We start from the raw sequence: 17,865 nt of genomic DNA, 5'->3' as shown, positions 1-17,865 counted from the left end.
CCAACTTGTTGAAGGGCACGCCAAAGCGTGCCCAAAGACGGATCAGAAGCGGAATGTGGCGGTCGCCGTAACCTGACGTTCCGCGCCCCAGTAGCATGCGTAGTCTTTGTAGCAACTGGAGACATACTCGCGATCAAACAGGTTATTGACGTTTAAGGCGACAGACGAGCCCGGCAGGCCTAAACGCGCCAGATCGTATTTCACCATCGCATCCGCCACGGTGTAGCTTGCAACGTTAAACGGTTGGTTCTGTTTATCACCGTAGGCGTAATAGCTGACGGTATTGCCGACATAGCGGCCGCCAGCGCCGACAGTCAGGCCGCTTAGCGCGGTATCGTGGAAGGTATAATCTGCCCACAGCGACGCCATATTGCGCGGCACTTCCGCCGGACGCTTATCTTCAAAGAGCGTGTCATGCGTATATTTCGCATCGGTAAAGCTATAAGACGCGGTCACATTCACATTCGCTGACACGGCCGCTTTCGCTTCCAGTTCAATGCCGCGGGAACGGATTTCACCGCCCTGGACGCTGAAGCTGTTATTCGCCGGATCGGCCGTCAGGTTTTTGTCTTTGGTGAGCTGATAGACCGCGGCCGTCAGCACGACCGGCATATCCTTCGGCACATATTTCACGCCCGCTTCATACTGCTTGCCGCGTGAGGGCTCGAACGGTTTGCGGCCTAAGGTGGAACCAGAAACAGGCTCAAACGATTCGCTGTAGCTGAAGTACGGCGATACGCCGTTATCGAACAGATAGTTGATGCCGCCGCGCCAGGTGAACTGCTGATCGTTAATCTCAGCAAGCGCGCCGGAAGAGCGGGTATAAGTGGACGTTTTCGCGAAATCGTAACGGCCGCCTAAAGTCATTACCCACTTGTTCCACTCTGCCTGATCCTGCACATACAGGCCCGTTTGCTCCTGACGATTAATCACGTCATAGAGGAAGTTCACGTTAATGTCAGGGTTGCCGTACTGCGGATCCAGCATATTGAGCGGGCTGGCGGTGCCGTAGTCCGCGTTAATGTCGTTGCGCATGCGGGAGTAATCAACGCCGGTCAGCAGCTTATGATCCACCGCGCCAGTCGCGAAATCAGACTGCAACTGCGTATCGACGCTGAAGGCGTTCATGTCTTCATCGGAACGGACATACGCGCGGTTAATCGTGGAGGGCGCAACAAACGCATTGCCGTACACCGAGCGGTAAAGCGTGTGCTCGCGGGTGTAACGCAGGTTCTGGCGCAGCGTGAAGGTGTCATCGAAGGCGTGCGAGAAGCTGTAGCCAACCATCTGCTGACGGCGAGACATCTTGTTATTTTCTTCGCCTTCGTTGAAATCAGTCGGCAGTTTATGCGCCTTACCGTTAGCGTCGTAATACGGCACGATCGTGCCGGAGCGCGGCAGCCAGCCGTAGAAACCGGCGTACGGGTCGCTCTGGAAGTTACTCAGGAACGTAAAATCGGTGTTGTTATCCGGACGCCAGCTAAAAGAAGGGGCGATCGCGTAACGCGACGATTTCGCCATCTCCTGCTGGGCATTTTGGCTGCGGCCTAAACCGGTCAGACGATAAGACCACACGCCCGCGTCATCAATCGCGTCGCTGAAATCAAAACCGGTCTGCCAGAGATTATGGCTGCCCATTTTGAACTGCACTTCGCGCAGCGGCTCGGTGGTCGGACGTTTGCTGACCATGCTGACGATACCGCCGGGGTTGCTGTTGCCATAGAGCACGGACGTCGGCCCGCGCATCAGCTCCACGCGTTCCAGGAAATAAGGATCCATGGAAATTTCAGAGTAGTTGTTGCCCTGAAGCTTCATTCCATCGAGGTACTGGTTAGTGTTCACCGTGGTTGAGGTCGTAAAACCACGGATGGTCACGACATCGTAAGTGGAGGAGCTGCCGCGTGTGGAGAAAACGCTCGGGCTATAGCTCAACGCTTCTTTCACGGTGGTCGGCTGACGGGTATCCATCTCTTCGCGCGTCACAACGGACACGGACTGCGGCGTTTTTTCAATCGGGGTATCGGTTTTGGTGGCGGTCGCGGAACGCTTCGCCGCAATGGTCGGGGCCGGGCCCCAGGCGCTTTCCTGCGCAGCAGCAGCGGAAACGGTGATGGTTTCCTCTTTCTGGCCGTCAGCGGCTAACGCGGAAGCGGAAAATCCCCCGCACGCCGTGGCAACAAGAACCGCCAGTCTGCAAATCCTGGTATTGATCTGAGTGTGAATAGAACGCGCCATGCTAATTTCTCTGAGTGATAATGACAAATGATAACGTAAACGAGAATTATTATTATGCGCCCGAGATGATATGCGAAAGGTTGTTTATATAGCAAGCGCCTGGCGCAGCGCGGGCGGCCAATGGTCCAATTAATCACCAGAGGAAATTATCTGGTTAATCAGCGGATAGCGAATCGTTACCGGCACTTTAAAAAGCGGTGACAATAAAAAAGGGCTTAGCCCTCATCCCGCCGAAGCCGGAGAGGCGCTAAGCCCTGTGTTCCCGAACGGGACGTTAGTTGCTGCCGAACATGTCTTTAATCCAGCCCGCGACGCCGTCGCTCTTCTCTTCCTGCTGCGGCGCCTGTTGAGGCTGTTGCTGTTGCGGCTGCTGCGGCGCGGACTGATCGAACGGATTGCCCGACGGCGCGACCGGCTGGCTCTGCTGGCAGAGCGCGTTCGGATCGCTGGTCCAGACCGGCAGCGTACGCATGCCGCCGCCGCCGCACAGGAAGTTACCCATCTCATCAACGCCCATGTCGACGATATCTTCAGGCGGCGTCAGATCCAGCGGGATCGGCGACTGGTTGCTCAGATAGCGCTGGTAAATCGCCATCGCGCCGCTGGCCCCGTAGAGCTTGGTCGGCTGGTTATTGTCGCGGCCCACCCAGGTGATCACCACTTCACGCCCGTCGATACCGGCAAACCAGGTGTCGACGTTGTTGTTGGTGGTCCCGGTTTTCCCGGCGAGATGCAGTTTCGGGAATTTCACCGCCAGCGCATGGCCGGTACCGCGCTGCACAACCTGCTGCATCGTCCAGAGCGTCAGGTAGGCGGCCTGCGCCGGTACGGCGCGCTCCGACTGCGGGAAGCTCTGATACAGCACGGTGCCATCTTCGGCAATCACCGAGCGCAGCACCGAGAGCTGGGCGCGATTACCGCCGCTCGCGATAGTCTGAAACGCCTGCGCCACTTCTACCGGCGTCAGGTTAAGCGCACCGAGCAGCATGGCCGGAACCGGATGCAGCTGATTTTCCGGCGCGCCCAGTTTTTTCCAGGTGTCGGTCACGGCTGGCAGACCGAGCGCCATACCGAGGTTTACCGTCGGCACGTTCATGGAGCGCGTCAGCGCATCCACCAGCATCACCTGGCCGCTGAAGCGATGATCGTCGTTCTGCGGCGACCACACCTGCCCGTTCGGCTGGCGCAGGGAGATCGGCGCATCGGCGATCCAGGTGTTCAGACGATAGGTGTTCGGCTGGCTTAACGCGGTCAGATAGGTCGCCGGTTTGGCAAGTGAGCCAATCGAGCGACGCGCCTGCATCGCGCGGTTATAGCCCGCGAACTGCGGATTCGCGCCGCCAACCATCGCACGGACTTCGCCGGTGAAACGGTCCACCACCACCATCGCGGTTTCCAGATCCTTCAGCTTACGCTGTTTAATCAGCGCCGGAATACCTTCCACCGCCGCTTTCTCCGCCGCGTCCTGCGCGACCGAGTCAAACGTGGTGAAAATCTTCACGCCGGAGAGATCTTTCACTTTGTCGCCAAGCTTCGCCTGCAGCTCCTGACGCACCATCTGCATAAACGCCGGCTGCGGGGAGATCACGCCGCCGCGCGGCTGCACCCCGAGCGGACGGGCGCTCAGCATGTCGTAAAGCTCCTGGTCGATAACCTTCTGCTCCTGCAACAGGCGCAGCACCAGGTTACGACGCTCCAGCGCCAGTTTCGGGTTACGCCACGGGTTATAGAGCGACGCGCCCTTCACCATGCCCACCAGCAGCGCCTGCTGATCGAGGCTCAGCTCTTCAACCGGACGACCAAAGTAATAGAGGCTCGCCAGCGGGAAGCCGCGGATCTGATCGTCGCCGCTCTGGCCGAGATACACCTCGTTCAGGTACAGCTCAAGGATGCGGTCCTTGTCATAACGCGCGTCCATGATAAGCGCCATGTAGGCTTCATTGGCTTTACGCCACAGGGTGCGCTTGTTGGTCAGGAACAGGTTTTTCACCAGCTGCTGCGTCAGCGTACTGCCGCCCTGCACCGCGCGGCCCGCCGTCAGGTTCGCCAGCACCGCGCGACCAATCGACCAGACGCTGATGCCGTCATGCTCATAGAAATGACGGTCTTCCGTCGCGACGAGCGTGTCCACCAGCAGATCCGGGAAGCCGGAGCGCGGCACAAACAGGCGCTGCTCGCCGTTCGGCGATGACAGCATCGTAATCAGCCGCGGATCGAGGCGGAAGAAACCGAAGTTACGGTTGCTGTCCATGTTCTCAATAGAAGCCAGATGGTCGCCGTCAAACTCCAGGCGCGCGCGGATCTGCCCCTCTTTGCTGTCCGGGAAATCGAACGGACGGCGGATCATCTCGATGCTGTTGGCCTGGACGGTAAACTCGCCAGGGCGCGTCATTTTCGTCACCTGACGATACTGCGTCGCCTCCAGCAGCTTCACCATCTCCTGCTTGCTGATGGTCATATCCGGCTCAAGGTTAACCATGCGCCCGTAGACCGCCGCCGGCAGTTGCCAGACTTTGCCATCGATACGGCTGCGGATTTTCTGATCGAGATAGACGCCGTAGATAGCCAGCAGCACCACAAAAATCACAAACAGCTTTAACAGAAGCCACAGCCAGCGGCGTTTGCCGCCCTGTTTTCCGCCTTTGCCTTTTTTGCCTTTTACCTTACGCGGCATCGGCTCCTCATCATCGTCTTCATACTCATCGTCATAATCCTCGTCCCTGAGACGACGACGGCTTACCTTCTGTTTTGCCGGACGCGTCGGTCGTCCTTTGCGTCCGATAGGTTCGCGGTCATTCCCCGCCATGCTTTTTCTCCACAACGTACAGGCGCAAAGGCCAGATTCTTGGCTCTTCCGCACGCAGGCGGAAGAAGAAAGCTCTCAAATCATCACGACGGCAACGCCGCCGTTACTGATACTTTTTGGTGCGCCGGGTTGGCAGCGCGTTGGCCGGATCGTCCGGCCAGACATGTTTCGGGTAGCGCCCTTTCATCTCCTTCTGCACCTCTTTCCAGGCGCCGCGCCAGAACGCGCTGAGATCGCGCGTGATCTGCAGCGGCCGCTGGGCGGGTGAAAGCAGTTCAAGGGTGAGCGGCACCCGGCCTTCGGCGATAACCGGCGTTTCGGCTTCACCGAACATCTCCTGGATGCGCACCGCCAGCGCCGGTGGGTTTTCCTCATGATAGCGAATCGCTATCCGGCTGCCGGTCGGCACAGTGTAATGCGCCGGCAGCGCACTATCCAGCCGTTGCCGCTGCGTCCAGTCGAGTAAATGCAGCAGCGCCTGGGCAAGATTGATGTTTTTCAGCGCGCGCAGCGAATGCACGCCGTGAAGCGCCGGTAACAGCCAGACATCGAGCGACGCCAGCAGCGCTTCGTCGCTGACGTCCGGCCACGGCTGCTCCGGCAGCCAGCGCGCCGCACAGTGCAAACGCAGGCGCAACTGCTCCGCCTCTGGCGTCCAGTTAAGAACAGAAAGCCCTTTTTCGCGAATGCCGTTAAGCATCGCCTGGTGAAGTTCGTCTTCGGAGGGTTTTGAGAGCGGCTGCGTTTTCAGCACCAGTTGCCCGACCTGCCAGCGGCGCTGCGCACGTAGCGTGCCCTGTTCGTCATTCCACTCCAGCGAATCGCGCTGGCTCAGCAGATGCGGGCATTCATCAATCAGCGCGTCAATATCCAGCGGCAGCGCCTGTAAAATCCGCGCGTCGGCGCTGTTACTGCCCTGCAATAAGAGCGGCGCGATAAGCCACTCATAGCGCGTCAGTGCGTCATCCTGGTTAAGCATCGCGCCCATACCGTTGGCGAGCTGATAACGCCCTTCCTGCCCACGACGACGCGCGATGCGGTCGCTGAACGCGCAGGCAAGCAGCGCGGGCGCCAGCGAGAGCGACGGCGTGCCGCCGCGGGCGTTAAGCCGCTTCATGAGTTGCGCGCTGCGGGCCTGCCAGTTGCCCTGGCTTCGGGAAAAGGCGCTGCGCAAATCCGCCTCTGCGCCGCGCGGCGGCTCTTCAAGGATTGCGGCGAGCCGCGCCGCCGTTGCCTGCGCGTCAGCGCCTTCGGCGCAGGTCAGCATCGCGGCGAGGCGCGGATCGTTGCCGAACTGCGCCATCTGGCGTCCACGCGCGGTGAGCTGGCCGTCTTTCAGCGCGCCCAGCGCGGTAAGTAATTCGCGCGCGGCGACAAGGTTAACGGCAGGCGGCAGATCGAGCCACTGGAGATCCGTCACGTCACGGCATCCCCACATCAGCAGTTCCAGCAGCAGCCCGGAGAGATCGCTTTGCGTGATTTCCGCTTCCGCCTGGGCAGCGGCGCGTTCCGCCTGCTCTTTTGGCAGAAGATGCAGGCAGATGCCCGGCTCAAGACGTCCGGCGCGCCCGGCGCGCTGGGTCATCGACGCCTGGCTGATGCGCTGCGTGATAAGCCGCGTCAGCCCGGTTCGGGCATCGAAACGCGCCACGCGCTCCTGGGCGCTGTCGACCACCAGCCGGATGCCTTCGATGGTCAGACTGGTTTCGGCGATATTGGTGGCGAGCACCACTTTGCGAAAGCCCGGCGGCGCGGGCAGGATAGCCTTGCGCTGCTCCGCGAGCGGCAGCGCGCCGTAGAGCGGACACAGCAGCACGTCGCGCCCCACGCGCTCAGCAAGCTGCGTCTGCACGCGCTGGATCTCGCCGACGCCCGGCAAAAACAGCAGCAGCGAACCAGGTTCTTCACGCAACAGCCCGCTTACCGCCTGCGCCACCGCCTCATCGAAACGCTGATGCGCGGAAAGCGCCTGATAGCGCCGCTCCACCGAGAAACTGCGCCCTTCGGACACCACCGTCGGCGCCTGCGGCAACAGCGCCTGCAGGCGCGCGTTGTCGAGCGTCGCAGACATAATCAGCAGTTTGAGATCCTCACGCAGCCCCTGCTGGACATCAAGCAGCAGCGCCAGCGCGAGATCCGCCTGCACGCTGCGCTCGTGGAATTCATCAAGGATCACCAGCGACACGCCGGAAAGCTCAGGGTCGCGCTGCAACAGCCGCGTCAGAATGCCTTCGGTCACCACTTCCAGCCGGGTGGCCGGGCCGGTGCAGCTTTCAGCGCGCATCCGGTAGCCGACGGTTTCGCCGCATGGCTCGCCGAGCAGATCCGCCAGACGCTGCGCCACGTTGCGCGCCGCGAGTCGCCTGGGCTCCAGCATGATGATTTTCCCGTCCAGCACGCCGGACTTTAAAATTTCCAGCGGCAGCCAGGTCGATTTCCCCGCGCCGGTCGGGGCGCACAGCAGCACCTGCGGCGCGTGCTGCAGGGCGTTGAGAAGTTCAGGCAAAACGGCGGCGACCGGTAAAGACGACACGACAGGCTCCAGAGGGTTACTATGAAAGGCACGCATTGTAGCATTCCGCCCGATCATTACGAGTTACCGCTATGTCAGACCAGAAACGGCTGTTTTTCGCGCTGCCCCTGCCAGCCGACCTTCAGCAACAGATTATCGAGTGGCGCGCCGCACACTTTGCGCCGGACGCGGGCAGGCCGATTGCCGCCGCCAATTTGCATATCACGCTCGCGTTTTTAGGTGACGTCAGCGCGCAGAAACAGCGCACGTTAAGCGAGCTTGCAGGGCGCATTCAGCAGCCGGGGTTTACGCTTACGCTGGACGACGCCGGGCACTGGCCGCGCTCGCAGGTCATCTGGCTTGGCTCCCGTCAGCCGCCGCGCGGCCTGTTGCAGCTCGCGAATTTACTGCGCGCACAGGCGGCGCGCAGCGGTTGCCCACAAAGCGCGCAACCCTTTCATCCGCATGTCACATTACTGCGTAACGCTCAGCACCCGGTCAGGCTGCCGCCGCCAGGGTTTGGCTGGCAGCTTCCGGTGCGGGAGTTTGTGCTGTATGAATCGCGATTTGAACAGGGACGTACCCGTTACCAGCCGCTGCAACGCTGGTCTCTGAATCCATAAGGAAGCGACATGGAATTTACCCCCGCACTGCAACCGGCCCGGTTGATTCAGCGCTATAAGCGCTTTCTCGCCGATGTGGTCACGCCGCAAGGCGAAACCTTAACCCTGCACTGCCCGAACACCGGTGCGATGACCGGCTGCGCAACGCCCGGAGATACCGTCTGGTATTCCACCTCAAGCGTCGCGACGCGCAAATATCCGCACACGTGGGAATTAACCCAAACCCGTGACGGCGCGCTGATTTGCGTGAATACGCTGCGCGCCAACACGGTGGTGAAAGAGGCGTTGCAGGCGCAGTGCCTGCCTTCACTCGCCGGTTACGAGAGCCTTAAGAGCGAAGTCAAGTACGGGGCCGAACGCAGCCGTATCGACTTTATGTTGCAGGCGAGTGACAAGGTTAACTGCTATATTGAGGTGAAATCCGTGACGCTGTCGGAGCAGGATTCAGGCTACTTCCCGGATGCGGTGACCGCGCGCGGTCAGAAGCATTTACGGGAGCTGATGAGCGTAGTGGAACAAGGGGATCGCGCCGTGCTGCTGTTCGCCGTGCTGCACTCCGCCATTACGCAGGTTGCCCCGGCGCGCCATATCGATGAGCGCTATGCTGAGCTGTTAAGCGAGGCGCAGCGCAAGGGGGTGGAAGTGCTGGCCTGGAAGGCCTCGCTCTCCGCCAGTGAGATAACGCTGACGTCGCCTTTGCCGGTTCGCTTATAACCAGTTGATCCGCAATCGACTAATAATGATACGGCCGCGTGCGCAAATACGCTTTTCCTCACAGGGTTGTCAAGTGTAACGTTTAGATAATTGCTATCCGGAAAAGCTTCTGTTATTTATAGCGGCCTGATTTTTCCCCCGAGAAGGGGATCGATAGTGCGTGTTAAGGAGAAGCAACATGCAAGAAGGGCAAAACCGTAAAACATCGTCCCTGAGTATTCTCGCCATCGCTGGGGTGGAGCCGTATCAGGAGAAACCGGGCGAAGAGTATATGAACGAAGCCCAGCTGGCGCACTTCAGGCGTATTCTTGAGGCATGGCGTAATCAACTCCGGGATGAAGTCGATCGCACCGTAACCCACATGCAGGATGAAGCTGCAAACTTCCCGGATCCGGTAGACCGTGCCGCCCAGGAAGAGGAGTTCAGCCTTGAGCTGCGTAACCGCGACCGCGAACGCAAGCTTATCAAGAAGATTGAAAAGACGCTGAAAAAAGTGGAAGACGAAGATTTCGGCTACTGCGAATCCTGCGGTGTTGAAATCGGCATCCGTCGTCTGGAAGCCCGTCCGACCGCCGATCTGTGCATCGACTGTAAGACGCTCGCTGAAATCCGCGAAAAACAGATGGCCGGCTAATCGCCGACGCAAATTACTCATACTTACGGCGGGATTTTCCCGCCGTATTCTTTTATCTCTGCCATCACCATGTCTGTTAAGCCATACATCGGGCGTTTCGCCCCCTCTCCTTCCGGCGAACTGCATTTCGGCTCGCTGATTGCCGCGCTCGGCAGCTATCTTCAGGCCCGCGCATTAAAAGGCACCTGGCTTGTCCGTATCGAAGATATCGATCCGCCGCGCGAAGTACCGGGTGCCGCCGACGCGATTTTGCGCCAGCTTGATCATTACGGCCTGCACTGGGACGGCGAGGTGCTGTATCAGTCGCAGCGTCACGAGGCCTACCGCGAGGCGCTGGCGTACCTGCGCGAGCACGGACTAAGCTACTACTGCACCTGCCCGCGCAGCCGTATTCAGCAACTGGGTGGCATTTATGATGGCCACTGCCGCGCGTTACGTTACGGCCCGGAGAACGCCGCCGTGCGGCTCGTGCAGACGCACCCGGTCATGGCGTTTACCGATAAACTGCGTGGCGATATCACCGCCGACCCGGCGCTCGCCCGCGAAGATTTTATTATTCACCGCCGCGACGGGTTGTTCGCCTATAACCTGGCGGTCGTTGTCGATGACCATTTCCAGGGCGTGACGGAAATCGTGCGCGGGGCGGATCTTATCGAGCCGACGGTGCGCCAGATTTCGCTCTATCAGCAGTTTGGCTGGCAAGCGCCGGATTACGTTCACCTGCCGCTGGTGGTGAACCCGGATGGCAACAAGCTTTCCAAACAGAACCACGCGCCGCCGCTGCCGGAAGGCGACCCGCGTCCGGTGCTGGTTGAGGCGCTGGCGTTTTTAAACCAGCCGGTCGATGACGACTGGCGCGCGCTTTCCACCGAAACGCTGTTGCGTCAGGCGGTGGAAAAATGGGATCTCAGCGCGGTGCCTGCGGCGGCAGCCGCGAATCCGGCATTCTCAAATGCGTTGCGCTGAGCTATATTAGCCGCTGTTTTTTGTCCAGAGTCTGACACTACCGAGGTGCACCATTTTTACCCGAGTCGCTAATTTTTGCCGTAAGGTGTTAAACCGCGAGGAGAGCGTGGTTGACGAAGGCGTCGCACAGCCCGCCATAACCATTATCCCGCGTGAACAGCACGCTATCTCCCGCAAAGATATCAGCGAGAACGCGCTTAAAGTGATGTACCGCCTGAATAAAGCCGGTTATGAAGCCTGGCTTGTCGGCGGTGGTGTGCGCGATCTGCTGCTTGGCAAAAAGCCGAAAGATTTCGACGTCACCACCAACGCTACGCCGGATCAGGTACGCAAGCTGTTCCGCAACTGCCGCCTGGTTGGCCGCCGTTTCCGCCTGGCCCACGTCATGTTCGGGCCGGAAATCATTGAAGTCGCCACCTTTCGCGGCCATCACGAAGAGAACGCGGGCGATCGCGCCACCTCCCAGCGCGGCCAGAACGGCATGCTGCTGCGCGACAACATTTTCGGCTCGATTGAAGAAGACGCCCAGCGTCGCGATTTCACCATCAACAGCCTCTATTACAGCGTGGCCGATTTCACAGTACGTGATTACGTCGGCGGCCTGAACGATCTTAAAGAAGGGATTATCCGTCTTATCGGCGATCCGGAAACCCGCTACCGCGAAGATCCGGTGCGTATGCTGCGCGCGGTGCGCTTCGCCGCCCGGCTTGATATGCGCATCAGCCCGGAAACCGGCGAGCCTATCCCGCGCCTCGCCACGCTGCTCAATGACGTGCCGCCGGCGCGTCTGTTTGAAGAGTCGCTGAAGCTGTTGCAGACCGGTTATGGCTATGCGACTTATCGCCTGCTGTGCGAATACAATCTCTTCCAGCCGCTGTTCCCCGGCATCAGCCGCTATTTCACCGAGAAAGGCGACAGCCCGATGGAGCGCATCATCGCGCAGGTGCTGAAGAACACCGATCACCGCATTCATAACGACATGCGCGTGAACCCGGCGTTCCTGTTCGCCGCGATGTACTGGTATCCGCAGCTCGAAATGGCGCAGAAAATCGCCCAGGAGAGTGGCCTTGCGTACTACGACGCCTTCGCGCTCGCCATGAACGACGTGCTGGATGAAGCCTGCCGCTCGCTCGCGATCCCGAAACGCATCACCACGCTTATCCGCGATATCTGGATGCTGCAGCTGCGCCTGTCGCGCCGTCAGGGCAAACGCGCCTGGAAGCTGATGGAGCATCCGAAATTCCGCGCGGCTTACGATCTGCTGGCGCTGCGCGCCGAAGCGGAAAACAACAGCGAGCTGCAACGTCTGACGAACTGGTGGGGCGAATTCCAGTCCGCCGCGCCGCCGATGCAAAAAGATATGCTCAACGATCTGGGCGACGAGCCGGCCGCGCGCCGCCGCACGCGTCGTCCACGCCGTCGCACCTCCCCGCGCCGCGAGGGTAACGCGTGACGCTGGCCTTTATCGCGCTCGGCAGCAACCTCGCCGAGCCGCTTTCCCAGGTGAATAACGCGCTGGCCGCGCTGGCGCGTATTCCGGGCAGCCGCGTTGTGGCGACCTCTTCATTTTATCGCACTCCGCCGCTTGGCCCACAGGATCAGCCCGATTATCTGAACGCCGCCGTGGCGCTGGAGACGACGCTTAGCGCCGAAGCTCTTCTTGATAACACGCAGCGCATTGAGCTTGAGCAGGGGCGCGTGCGTAAAGCGGAGCGCTGGGGGCCACGCACGCTCGATCTCGATATCATGCTGTTTGGCGATGCGACGATAAACACCGAGCGCCTGATCGTTCCTCACTACGACATGAAAAACCGCGCTTTTATGCTGCTGCCGCTTTCAGAGATTGCGCCCGCGCTGCGCTTCCCGGATGGCGAGCGCCTGGCCGACGTGCTCGAACGCCTTGATTGTTCAGCAATTCGTCACTGGTAAATCAAAAAGTTCCCCTTCGTATTTCCTCGCGGTATCCTCCCGTAAACGCATCGTTTACACTGCTTTTTTTCTGTTTGCGGGACACCCATGAAACCGACAACCATTTCTCAATTGCGACGCCTGAAGGAAACCGGCAAAAAATTCGCCACCATCACCGCCTACGATTTCAGCTTTGCGAAACTCTTTGAAGAAGAAGGAATTGGCGTCATGCTGGTGGGGGATTCGCTGGGCATGACCGTCCAGGGCCACGACTCCACTCTGCCGGTCACCGTCGACGATATCGCCTACCATACCCGCGCCGTTCGCCGCGGCGCACCGCACTGTCTGCTGCTCGCCGATTTACCCTTTATGGCTTACGCCACGCCTGAACAAGCCTTTGAAAACAGCGCCGCCGTCATGCGCGCGGGCGCCAATATGGTCAAAATTGAAGGCGGTCAGTGGCTTGCCGACACGGTACGCATGCTGACCGAGCGCGCCGTACCGGTGTGCGGGCATCTGGGGCTGACCCCGCAATCCGTGAATATCTTCGGCGGCTATAAAGTGCAGGGCCGCGATGAAGCTGCCGCGCAGACGCTGCTCAACGACGCGCTGGCCTTAGAAGCCGCGGGCGCGCAGCTTCTGGTGCTGGAGTGTGTGCCGGTCGCACTCGCGCAGCGCATCACCGACGCGCTTTCCATTCCGGTTATCGGCATCGGTGCCGGTAACGTCACTGACGGGCAGATCCTCGTGATGCATGACGCCTTCGGTATTACCGGCGGCCACATCCCGAAATTCGCCAAAAACTTCCTGGCTGAAGCGGGCGATATGCGCGCCGCGGTGCGCCAGTATATTGCTGAAGTGGAGTCCGGCGCGTACCCGGGCGAAGAACACAGCTTTCACTAAAGGAGTGTCATTGTGCTGATTATTGAAACCGTGCCGCTGCTGCGCCAGCAGATCCGTCGCCTGCGCATGGAGGGCAAACGCATCGCCCTGGTGCCGACCATGGGGAATCTCCATGACGGCCATATGAAGCTGGTGGACGAGGCGAAAGCCAGTGCCGACGCGGTAGTGGTGAGTATTTTCGTCAACCCGATGCAGTTTGACCGCGCCGACGATCTGGCGCGCTACCCGCGCACGCTTCAGGAAGATTGCGAGAAGCTGAAAAAACGCGGCGCTGATTTCGTATTCGCACCGACGCCGGAAGAGGTCTATCCGCAGGGCATGAGCGACCAGACGTATGTTGACGTGCCGGGTCTCTCCACGATGCTCGAAGGCGCAAGCCGTCCGGGGCATTTCCGTGGCGTCTCGACCGTGGTGAGCAAGCTTTTTAACCTGGTGCAGCCGGATGTCGCCTGCTTTGGCGAAAAGGATTACCAGCAGCTTGCGCTTATTCGCAAAATGACGGCCGACATGGGTTATGACATTGAGATTGTCGGCGTGCCGACGGTGCGAGCGAAAGACGGGCTGGCGCTCAGCTCCCGCAACGGTTATCTCACCAGCGACCAGCGCAAAATCGCGCCGGGCTTGAGCAAAGTGATGAACACGATGGCGGAGAAACTGCGCGCGGGCGAGCGCGATCTGGAGGCGATTATCGCTGCGGCAAGCGAAGCGCTTAGCGAGAAAGGCTTCCGCCCGGACGACCTGCAAATCCGCGATGCCGACACGCTGCTGGCACTCTCACCGGCCAGCCAGCGCGCGGTGATTCTGATGGCCGCGTGGCTCGGCCAGGCGCGGCTCATCGACAATCAGACCGTGGAATTAACCCAGTAGACAGCATGGGTAAAAAGGGCAATACTGCCCGGGATAAATTCCTGGAGCCGGGTCACCGCCCGGCTCTGACGACATTCAGGTAAACAGGGTTCAAGTTATGATTCGCACCATGTTGCAGGGCAAACTGCACCGCGTCAAAGTTACTCAGGCGGACCTGCATTATGAAGGCTCCTGCGCCATCGATCAGGATTTCCTCGAGGCCGCGGGCATTCTGGAATATGAAGCCATTGATATCTACAACGTGACCAATGGCAAACGCTTTTCGACGTACGCCATCGCGGGCGAGCGCGGCTCGAAGATCATTTCGGTGAACGGTGCCGCGGCCCACTGCGCGGATGTCGGCGATATCCTGATTATCGCAAGCTACGTGACCATGCCGGATGAGCAGGCGCGCAGCTGGCAGCCGAAAGTCGCCTATTTCGACGGCGACAACGAGATGAAACGCATCGCCAAAGCGGTGCCGGTGCAGGTGGCGTAAGCGCTACGCGCACAAGAAAAAAGCCCTCCTCGCGAGGGCTTTTTTTATCCCTGCGGCTGATTGCTGATGATTTTCGACATCGTTTCCAGCGAATCGGTGCGCAGAATATAGAGCCGCTTTAACAGATACGGGTTATCGCCCGGCTTCACTTTCCCTTTCACCGTCGTCACCGCCAGATGAAACCCGGCGTCGCCCGCCGCCTTCACGGCTTTATCGTCATACCCGCCGAACGGATAAGAGAGAAACAGCACGTGCGGATTAAACTGCGAGAGCGCGCGGCGCGAACGCTGATAATCAAAGAGAATGTTGTGATACGTGCGGCTTAACAGAATCGGGTGGCGCGCGCCGTCGGTGCGGTGCAGAAAATGGGTGTGCGACTGGATATCAAACACATCCTGAATCGCTTTCAGCTCTGAAACGCTCATAAACTGGAGCGTTTTTGGGTCCCACCGCTGCGGATGGCGCTTGATGCGTGACGAGATAATAAACGCCGTCGCCTTAAAGCCATATTCTTTCATCACCGGATACGCATAGCGGTAGACCGATTTCAGGCCGTCATCGAACGTGATGGCCACCGCGCGGGCGGGCAGATTAATGCGGTTATGCACATAGCCGTCGAGATCGTAGAGGCTTATCGTCGCGTAGCCCTGGTCGCGCAGCCACGTCATCTGGTTGCTGAACGCGCGCACGGACGTGGTGGTGGAGGTGTGGCGAAACCGGGTGTTCTCTTCATCACGCAGAATGTGATGGTACGTCAGCACCGGAATGCCGTTATCCTCCTGCGCGTCCAGGCTACTGATATAGCCCAGCCGATCGCCAATGCGGATCTGATACCAGGTCTGGTTCAGCCTGTCTTTCAGCTTGCCGACAATCGGGTAACGCAGATTTTCGGCCAGCGTGCCGAACGGTTCGCTGTTCACGTCCGGTTCGTTGTAGATAGTGACATCCCGCCAGGTCAGCAAATTTTGATTGCTGAGCGGCTTATTCAGATCGCCCAGGCTGTCCGTCACGCGTTTTTTGCCCTGTACGTCGGTCAGGTGGGCTTTGTCGATAAACCCGGTGCCGAAGCCAAATCGAAATTCATAGTAGTCAGCGGCAATCGGCACCACGGCAAGCAACTGCCCTTCACGAATGATACCAACCGTCTGCACGTTATCACCGACCTTCGCCCAGATCGCGGCGTCTTCAGTGATTTGCATATATTGCGGGGAGGGTTGCTCGCTACCAAGCAGGCTGGCCTGCGCGACGCCTGCCACCAGAAGGAGCAGACACAAAAAGAGACGATTTAGCATAGGAATGAAGGAACAGTCACTGCCAGAGGTGAAATTATGCACATTTTAACAAAAGTGACATGAATACCAAGCCCGGTTGTTATTTATTGCACCTTACACATTCCGGGCACGGGTCGCGGGCGACGCGCTGGCGTGAATGTTTCCACGCCAGCACGCTGAGTCTGTCAGGAGCGCAGGCCGCGTCCGCGGCTGATGAGATACCAGCACAGCAGATAGAACGCGACGATAAAGCACGCCAGCACCGCAACGGTAAACAGCAGCGGGACATCGGTTATCCCGAGGAAACCGAAGCGGAAGCCGCTAATCATGTAGACGATCGGGTTTAAATGCGACAGCGCCTGCCAGAACGGCGGCAGCAGCGTCAGCGAATAAAACACGCCGCCGAGATAGGTCAGCGGTGTCAGTACGAACGTCGGGATCAGGCTGATATCATCAAACGTTTTGGCGAATACCGCATTCAGCAGCCCGGCGAGCGAGAACAGAATGGCGGTCATCAGCAGCGTCAGGGCGACAAACAGCCACGAGTGTACCTGGAACGGCACGAAAAACAGCGACACCGCCGTCACCAGAATACCGACGCACAGCCCGCGCGCCACGCCGCCGCCCACGTAACCGGCGATAATCACATGCGTCGGCACCGGCGCCACCAGCAGCTCTTCGATATTACGCTGGAACTTGGCGCTGAAAAATGACGATGCCACGTTCGCGTAAGAGTTGGTGATCACCGCCATCATGATAAGGCCCGGCACGATAAACTGCATGTAGGTAAAGCCATGCATTTCGCCGATACGCGAGCCGATAAGATTACCGAAAATAATAAAATAGAGGGTCATGGTGATGACCGGCGGCACCAGGGTCTGCACCCAGATGCGGGCAAAACGGTTCACCTCTTTCGCCCAGATACTTTTCAGGGCGACCCAGTAAAGCTGCATCATGCGCGCTCTCCTTGTTTTTCATTCACCAGCGTGACGAACAGCTCTTCAAGACGGTTCGCTTTGTTGCGCATACTCAGCACCTGAACACCCTGCGCGGTCAGCTGATTAAAAACGCTGTTAATGCCCTGCTCGCGCAGTACTTCCACCTCAAGCGTCGAGGTATCTACCAGACGATACTGATAACCTTCAAGCTTCGGCAGCGGGCTTTTCGCCGCCAGATCGAGGATAAACGTCTCCGATTTAAGCTTAGAGAGCAGCGATTTCATCGAGGTGTTCTCCACCAGCTCGCCGCGCTGAATAATCCCGATATTGCGGCACAGCATCTCGGCCTCTTCGAGATAGTGGGTGGTGAGGATAATCGTGGTGCCTTTATCGTTAAGATCTTTCAGAAAGCCCCACATCGAGCGGCGAAGTTCGATATCCACGCCCGCCGTCGGCTCATCGAGGATCAGCAGTTTCGGCTCGTGCATCAGCGCGCGGGCGATCATCAGACGACGCTTCATCCCGCCCGAAAGCATACGCGCGCGTTCGTTGCGTTTTTCCCACAGATCGAGCTGATTTAAATACTTTTCGCTGCGCTCGACCGCTTCGCGGCGTTCGACGCCATAGTAACCCGCCTGGTTCACGACGATCTGCTGCACGGTCTCGAAGGGGTTGAAGTTAAACTCCTGCGGCACCAGCCCAAGCTGGCGTTTGGCGTTAACCACATCCCGTTCCAGATCGTACCCAAACACGCGCACCCGGCCGGACGTTTTATTGATCAGCGAGCTGATGATGCCGATGGTGGTGGATTTACCGGCCCCGTTCGGCCCCAGCAGCGCGTAGAAATCTCCCGCTTCGACTTGTAAATCAATGCCGCGCAGCGCCTGTACGCCGCCGGGATACGTCTTTTTAAGCTGCTCCAGTTCCAGTGCAATGGTCATGAAAGTACAGTCACCTTATTTTCTTGCAGAAGTTGTGTGGTTTAAAAAAAAGTTTAGTTGCCCTATATT

15 protein-coding genes are annotated in these 17,865 nt (G+C 59.1%); 9 read left to right on the top strand and 6 right to left on the bottom strand.

The annotated features are described in order from the left end of the window. Positions 1-42: 42 nt before the first annotated feature. From fhuA to hrpB, 3 genes are all read right to left on the bottom strand, one after another. A complete protein-coding gene (fhuA, locus tag G9X48_RS14395) occupies positions 43-2,235 on the bottom strand; it encodes a ferrichrome porin FhuA (RefSeq protein ID WP_097648128.1) in 2,193 nt (730 codons plus the stop codon). Between the two features lie 274 nt (positions 2,236-2,509). Then, positions 2,510-5,041: a bifunctional glycosyl transferase/transpeptidase gene (mrcB, locus tag G9X48_RS14390; RefSeq protein ID WP_038879691.1), complete on the bottom strand. Its 2,532-nt coding sequence runs from the start codon at positions 5,039-5,041 to the stop codon at positions 2,510-2,512. Positions 5,042-5,144: 103 nt separating this feature from the next. Beyond that, complete coding sequence (gene hrpB, locus G9X48_RS14385; protein ID WP_097641908.1) at positions 5,145-7,574, bottom strand: ATP-dependent helicase HrpB; 2,430 nt, start codon at positions 7,572-7,574, stop codon at positions 5,145-5,147. A gap of 71 nt (positions 7,575-7,645) precedes the next feature. Between hrpB and thpR the strand changes: the two genes are divergently transcribed. From thpR to panD, 9 genes are all read left to right on the top strand, one after another. After that, the gene (gene thpR, locus G9X48_RS14380) at positions 7,646-8,176 is read left to right on the top strand and encodes an RNA 2',3'-cyclic phosphodiesterase (RefSeq protein WP_087600551.1); all 531 of its coding nucleotides are present in this window, start codon (positions 7,646-7,648) and stop codon (positions 8,174-8,176) included. Between the two features lie 9 nt (positions 8,177-8,185). Then, positions 8,186-8,890 (top strand): DNA/RNA nuclease SfsA, encoded by a 705-nt coding sequence (sfsA, locus tag G9X48_RS14375; protein WP_105536299.1) that lies wholly within the window; start codon positions 8,186-8,188, stop codon positions 8,888-8,890. A gap of 178 nt (positions 8,891-9,068) precedes the next feature. Further along, complete coding sequence (gene dksA / locus G9X48_RS14370; RefSeq protein ID WP_001155227.1) at positions 9,069-9,524, top strand: RNA polymerase-binding protein DksA; 456 nt, start codon at positions 9,069-9,071, stop codon at positions 9,522-9,524. Positions 9,525-9,593: 69 nt separating this feature from the next. Continuing rightward, positions 9,594-10,490 carry a tRNA glutamyl-Q(34) synthetase GluQRS gene (gene gluQRS / locus G9X48_RS14365; protein ID WP_097640965.1) on the top strand — a complete coding sequence of 299 codons (897 nt, stop codon included), beginning with the start codon at positions 9,594-9,596 and terminating at the stop codon, positions 10,488-10,490. A 52-nt stretch (positions 10,491-10,542) separates the two neighbouring features. Next, positions 10,543-11,943, top strand: coding sequence for a polynucleotide adenylyltransferase PcnB (gene pcnB, locus G9X48_RS14360; protein WP_204352783.1), 1,401 nt, complete (start codon positions 10,543-10,545; stop codon positions 11,941-11,943). Continuing rightward, positions 11,940-12,419, top strand: a complete 480-nt coding sequence (folK, locus tag G9X48_RS14355; RefSeq protein WP_087600553.1) for a 2-amino-4-hydroxy-6-hydroxymethyldihydropteridine diphosphokinase — start codon at positions 11,940-11,942, stop codon at positions 12,417-12,419. The genes pcnB and folK overlap by 4 nt, the downstream gene beginning before the upstream one ends. A gap of 87 nt (positions 12,420-12,506) precedes the next feature. Continuing rightward, positions 12,507-13,301 carry a 3-methyl-2-oxobutanoate hydroxymethyltransferase gene (gene panB / locus G9X48_RS14350; protein ID WP_012815332.1) on the top strand — a complete coding sequence of 265 codons (795 nt, stop codon included), beginning with the start codon at positions 12,507-12,509 and terminating at the stop codon, positions 13,299-13,301. Positions 13,302-13,313: 12 nt separating this feature from the next. Further along, positions 13,314-14,168, top strand: a complete 855-nt coding sequence (gene panC / locus G9X48_RS14345) for a pantoate--beta-alanine ligase (protein WP_007864456.1) — start codon at positions 13,314-13,316, stop codon at positions 14,166-14,168. Positions 14,169-14,265: 97 nt separating this feature from the next. Beyond that, a complete protein-coding gene (gene panD, locus G9X48_RS14340) occupies positions 14,266-14,646 on the top strand; it encodes an aspartate 1-decarboxylase (RefSeq protein WP_007749215.1) in 381 nt (126 codons plus the stop codon). Between the two features lie 44 nt (positions 14,647-14,690). Here panD and G9X48_RS14335 read toward each other — a convergent pair whose 3' ends face one another. The 3 genes from G9X48_RS14335 to G9X48_RS14325 form a co-directional block, all read right to left on the bottom strand. Next, positions 14,691-15,938 (bottom strand): polysaccharide deacetylase family protein, encoded by a 1,248-nt coding sequence (locus tag G9X48_RS14335; protein WP_007896735.1) that lies wholly within the window; start codon positions 15,936-15,938, stop codon positions 14,691-14,693. Positions 15,939-16,102: 164 nt separating this feature from the next. Continuing rightward, the gene (locus G9X48_RS14330; RefSeq protein ID WP_080321716.1) at positions 16,103-16,873 is read right to left on the bottom strand and encodes an ABC transporter permease; all 771 of its coding nucleotides are present in this window, start codon (positions 16,871-16,873) and stop codon (positions 16,103-16,105) included. After that, positions 16,870-17,796: an ABC transporter ATP-binding protein gene (locus tag G9X48_RS14325; RefSeq protein WP_097640968.1), complete on the bottom strand. Its 927-nt coding sequence runs from the start codon at positions 17,794-17,796 to the stop codon at positions 16,870-16,872. Before G9X48_RS14325 ends, G9X48_RS14330 begins: the two co-directional genes overlap by 4 nt. Positions 17,797-17,865 lie beyond the last annotated feature (69 nt).

This window comes from Cronobacter sp. HA18006, from assembly GCF_011605445.1.
Classification (GTDB): Bacteria; Pseudomonadota; Gammaproteobacteria; order Enterobacterales; family Enterobacteriaceae; genus Cronobacter; species Cronobacter sakazakii.
This window is presented reverse-complemented; position numbering and strand designations above follow the sequence as displayed.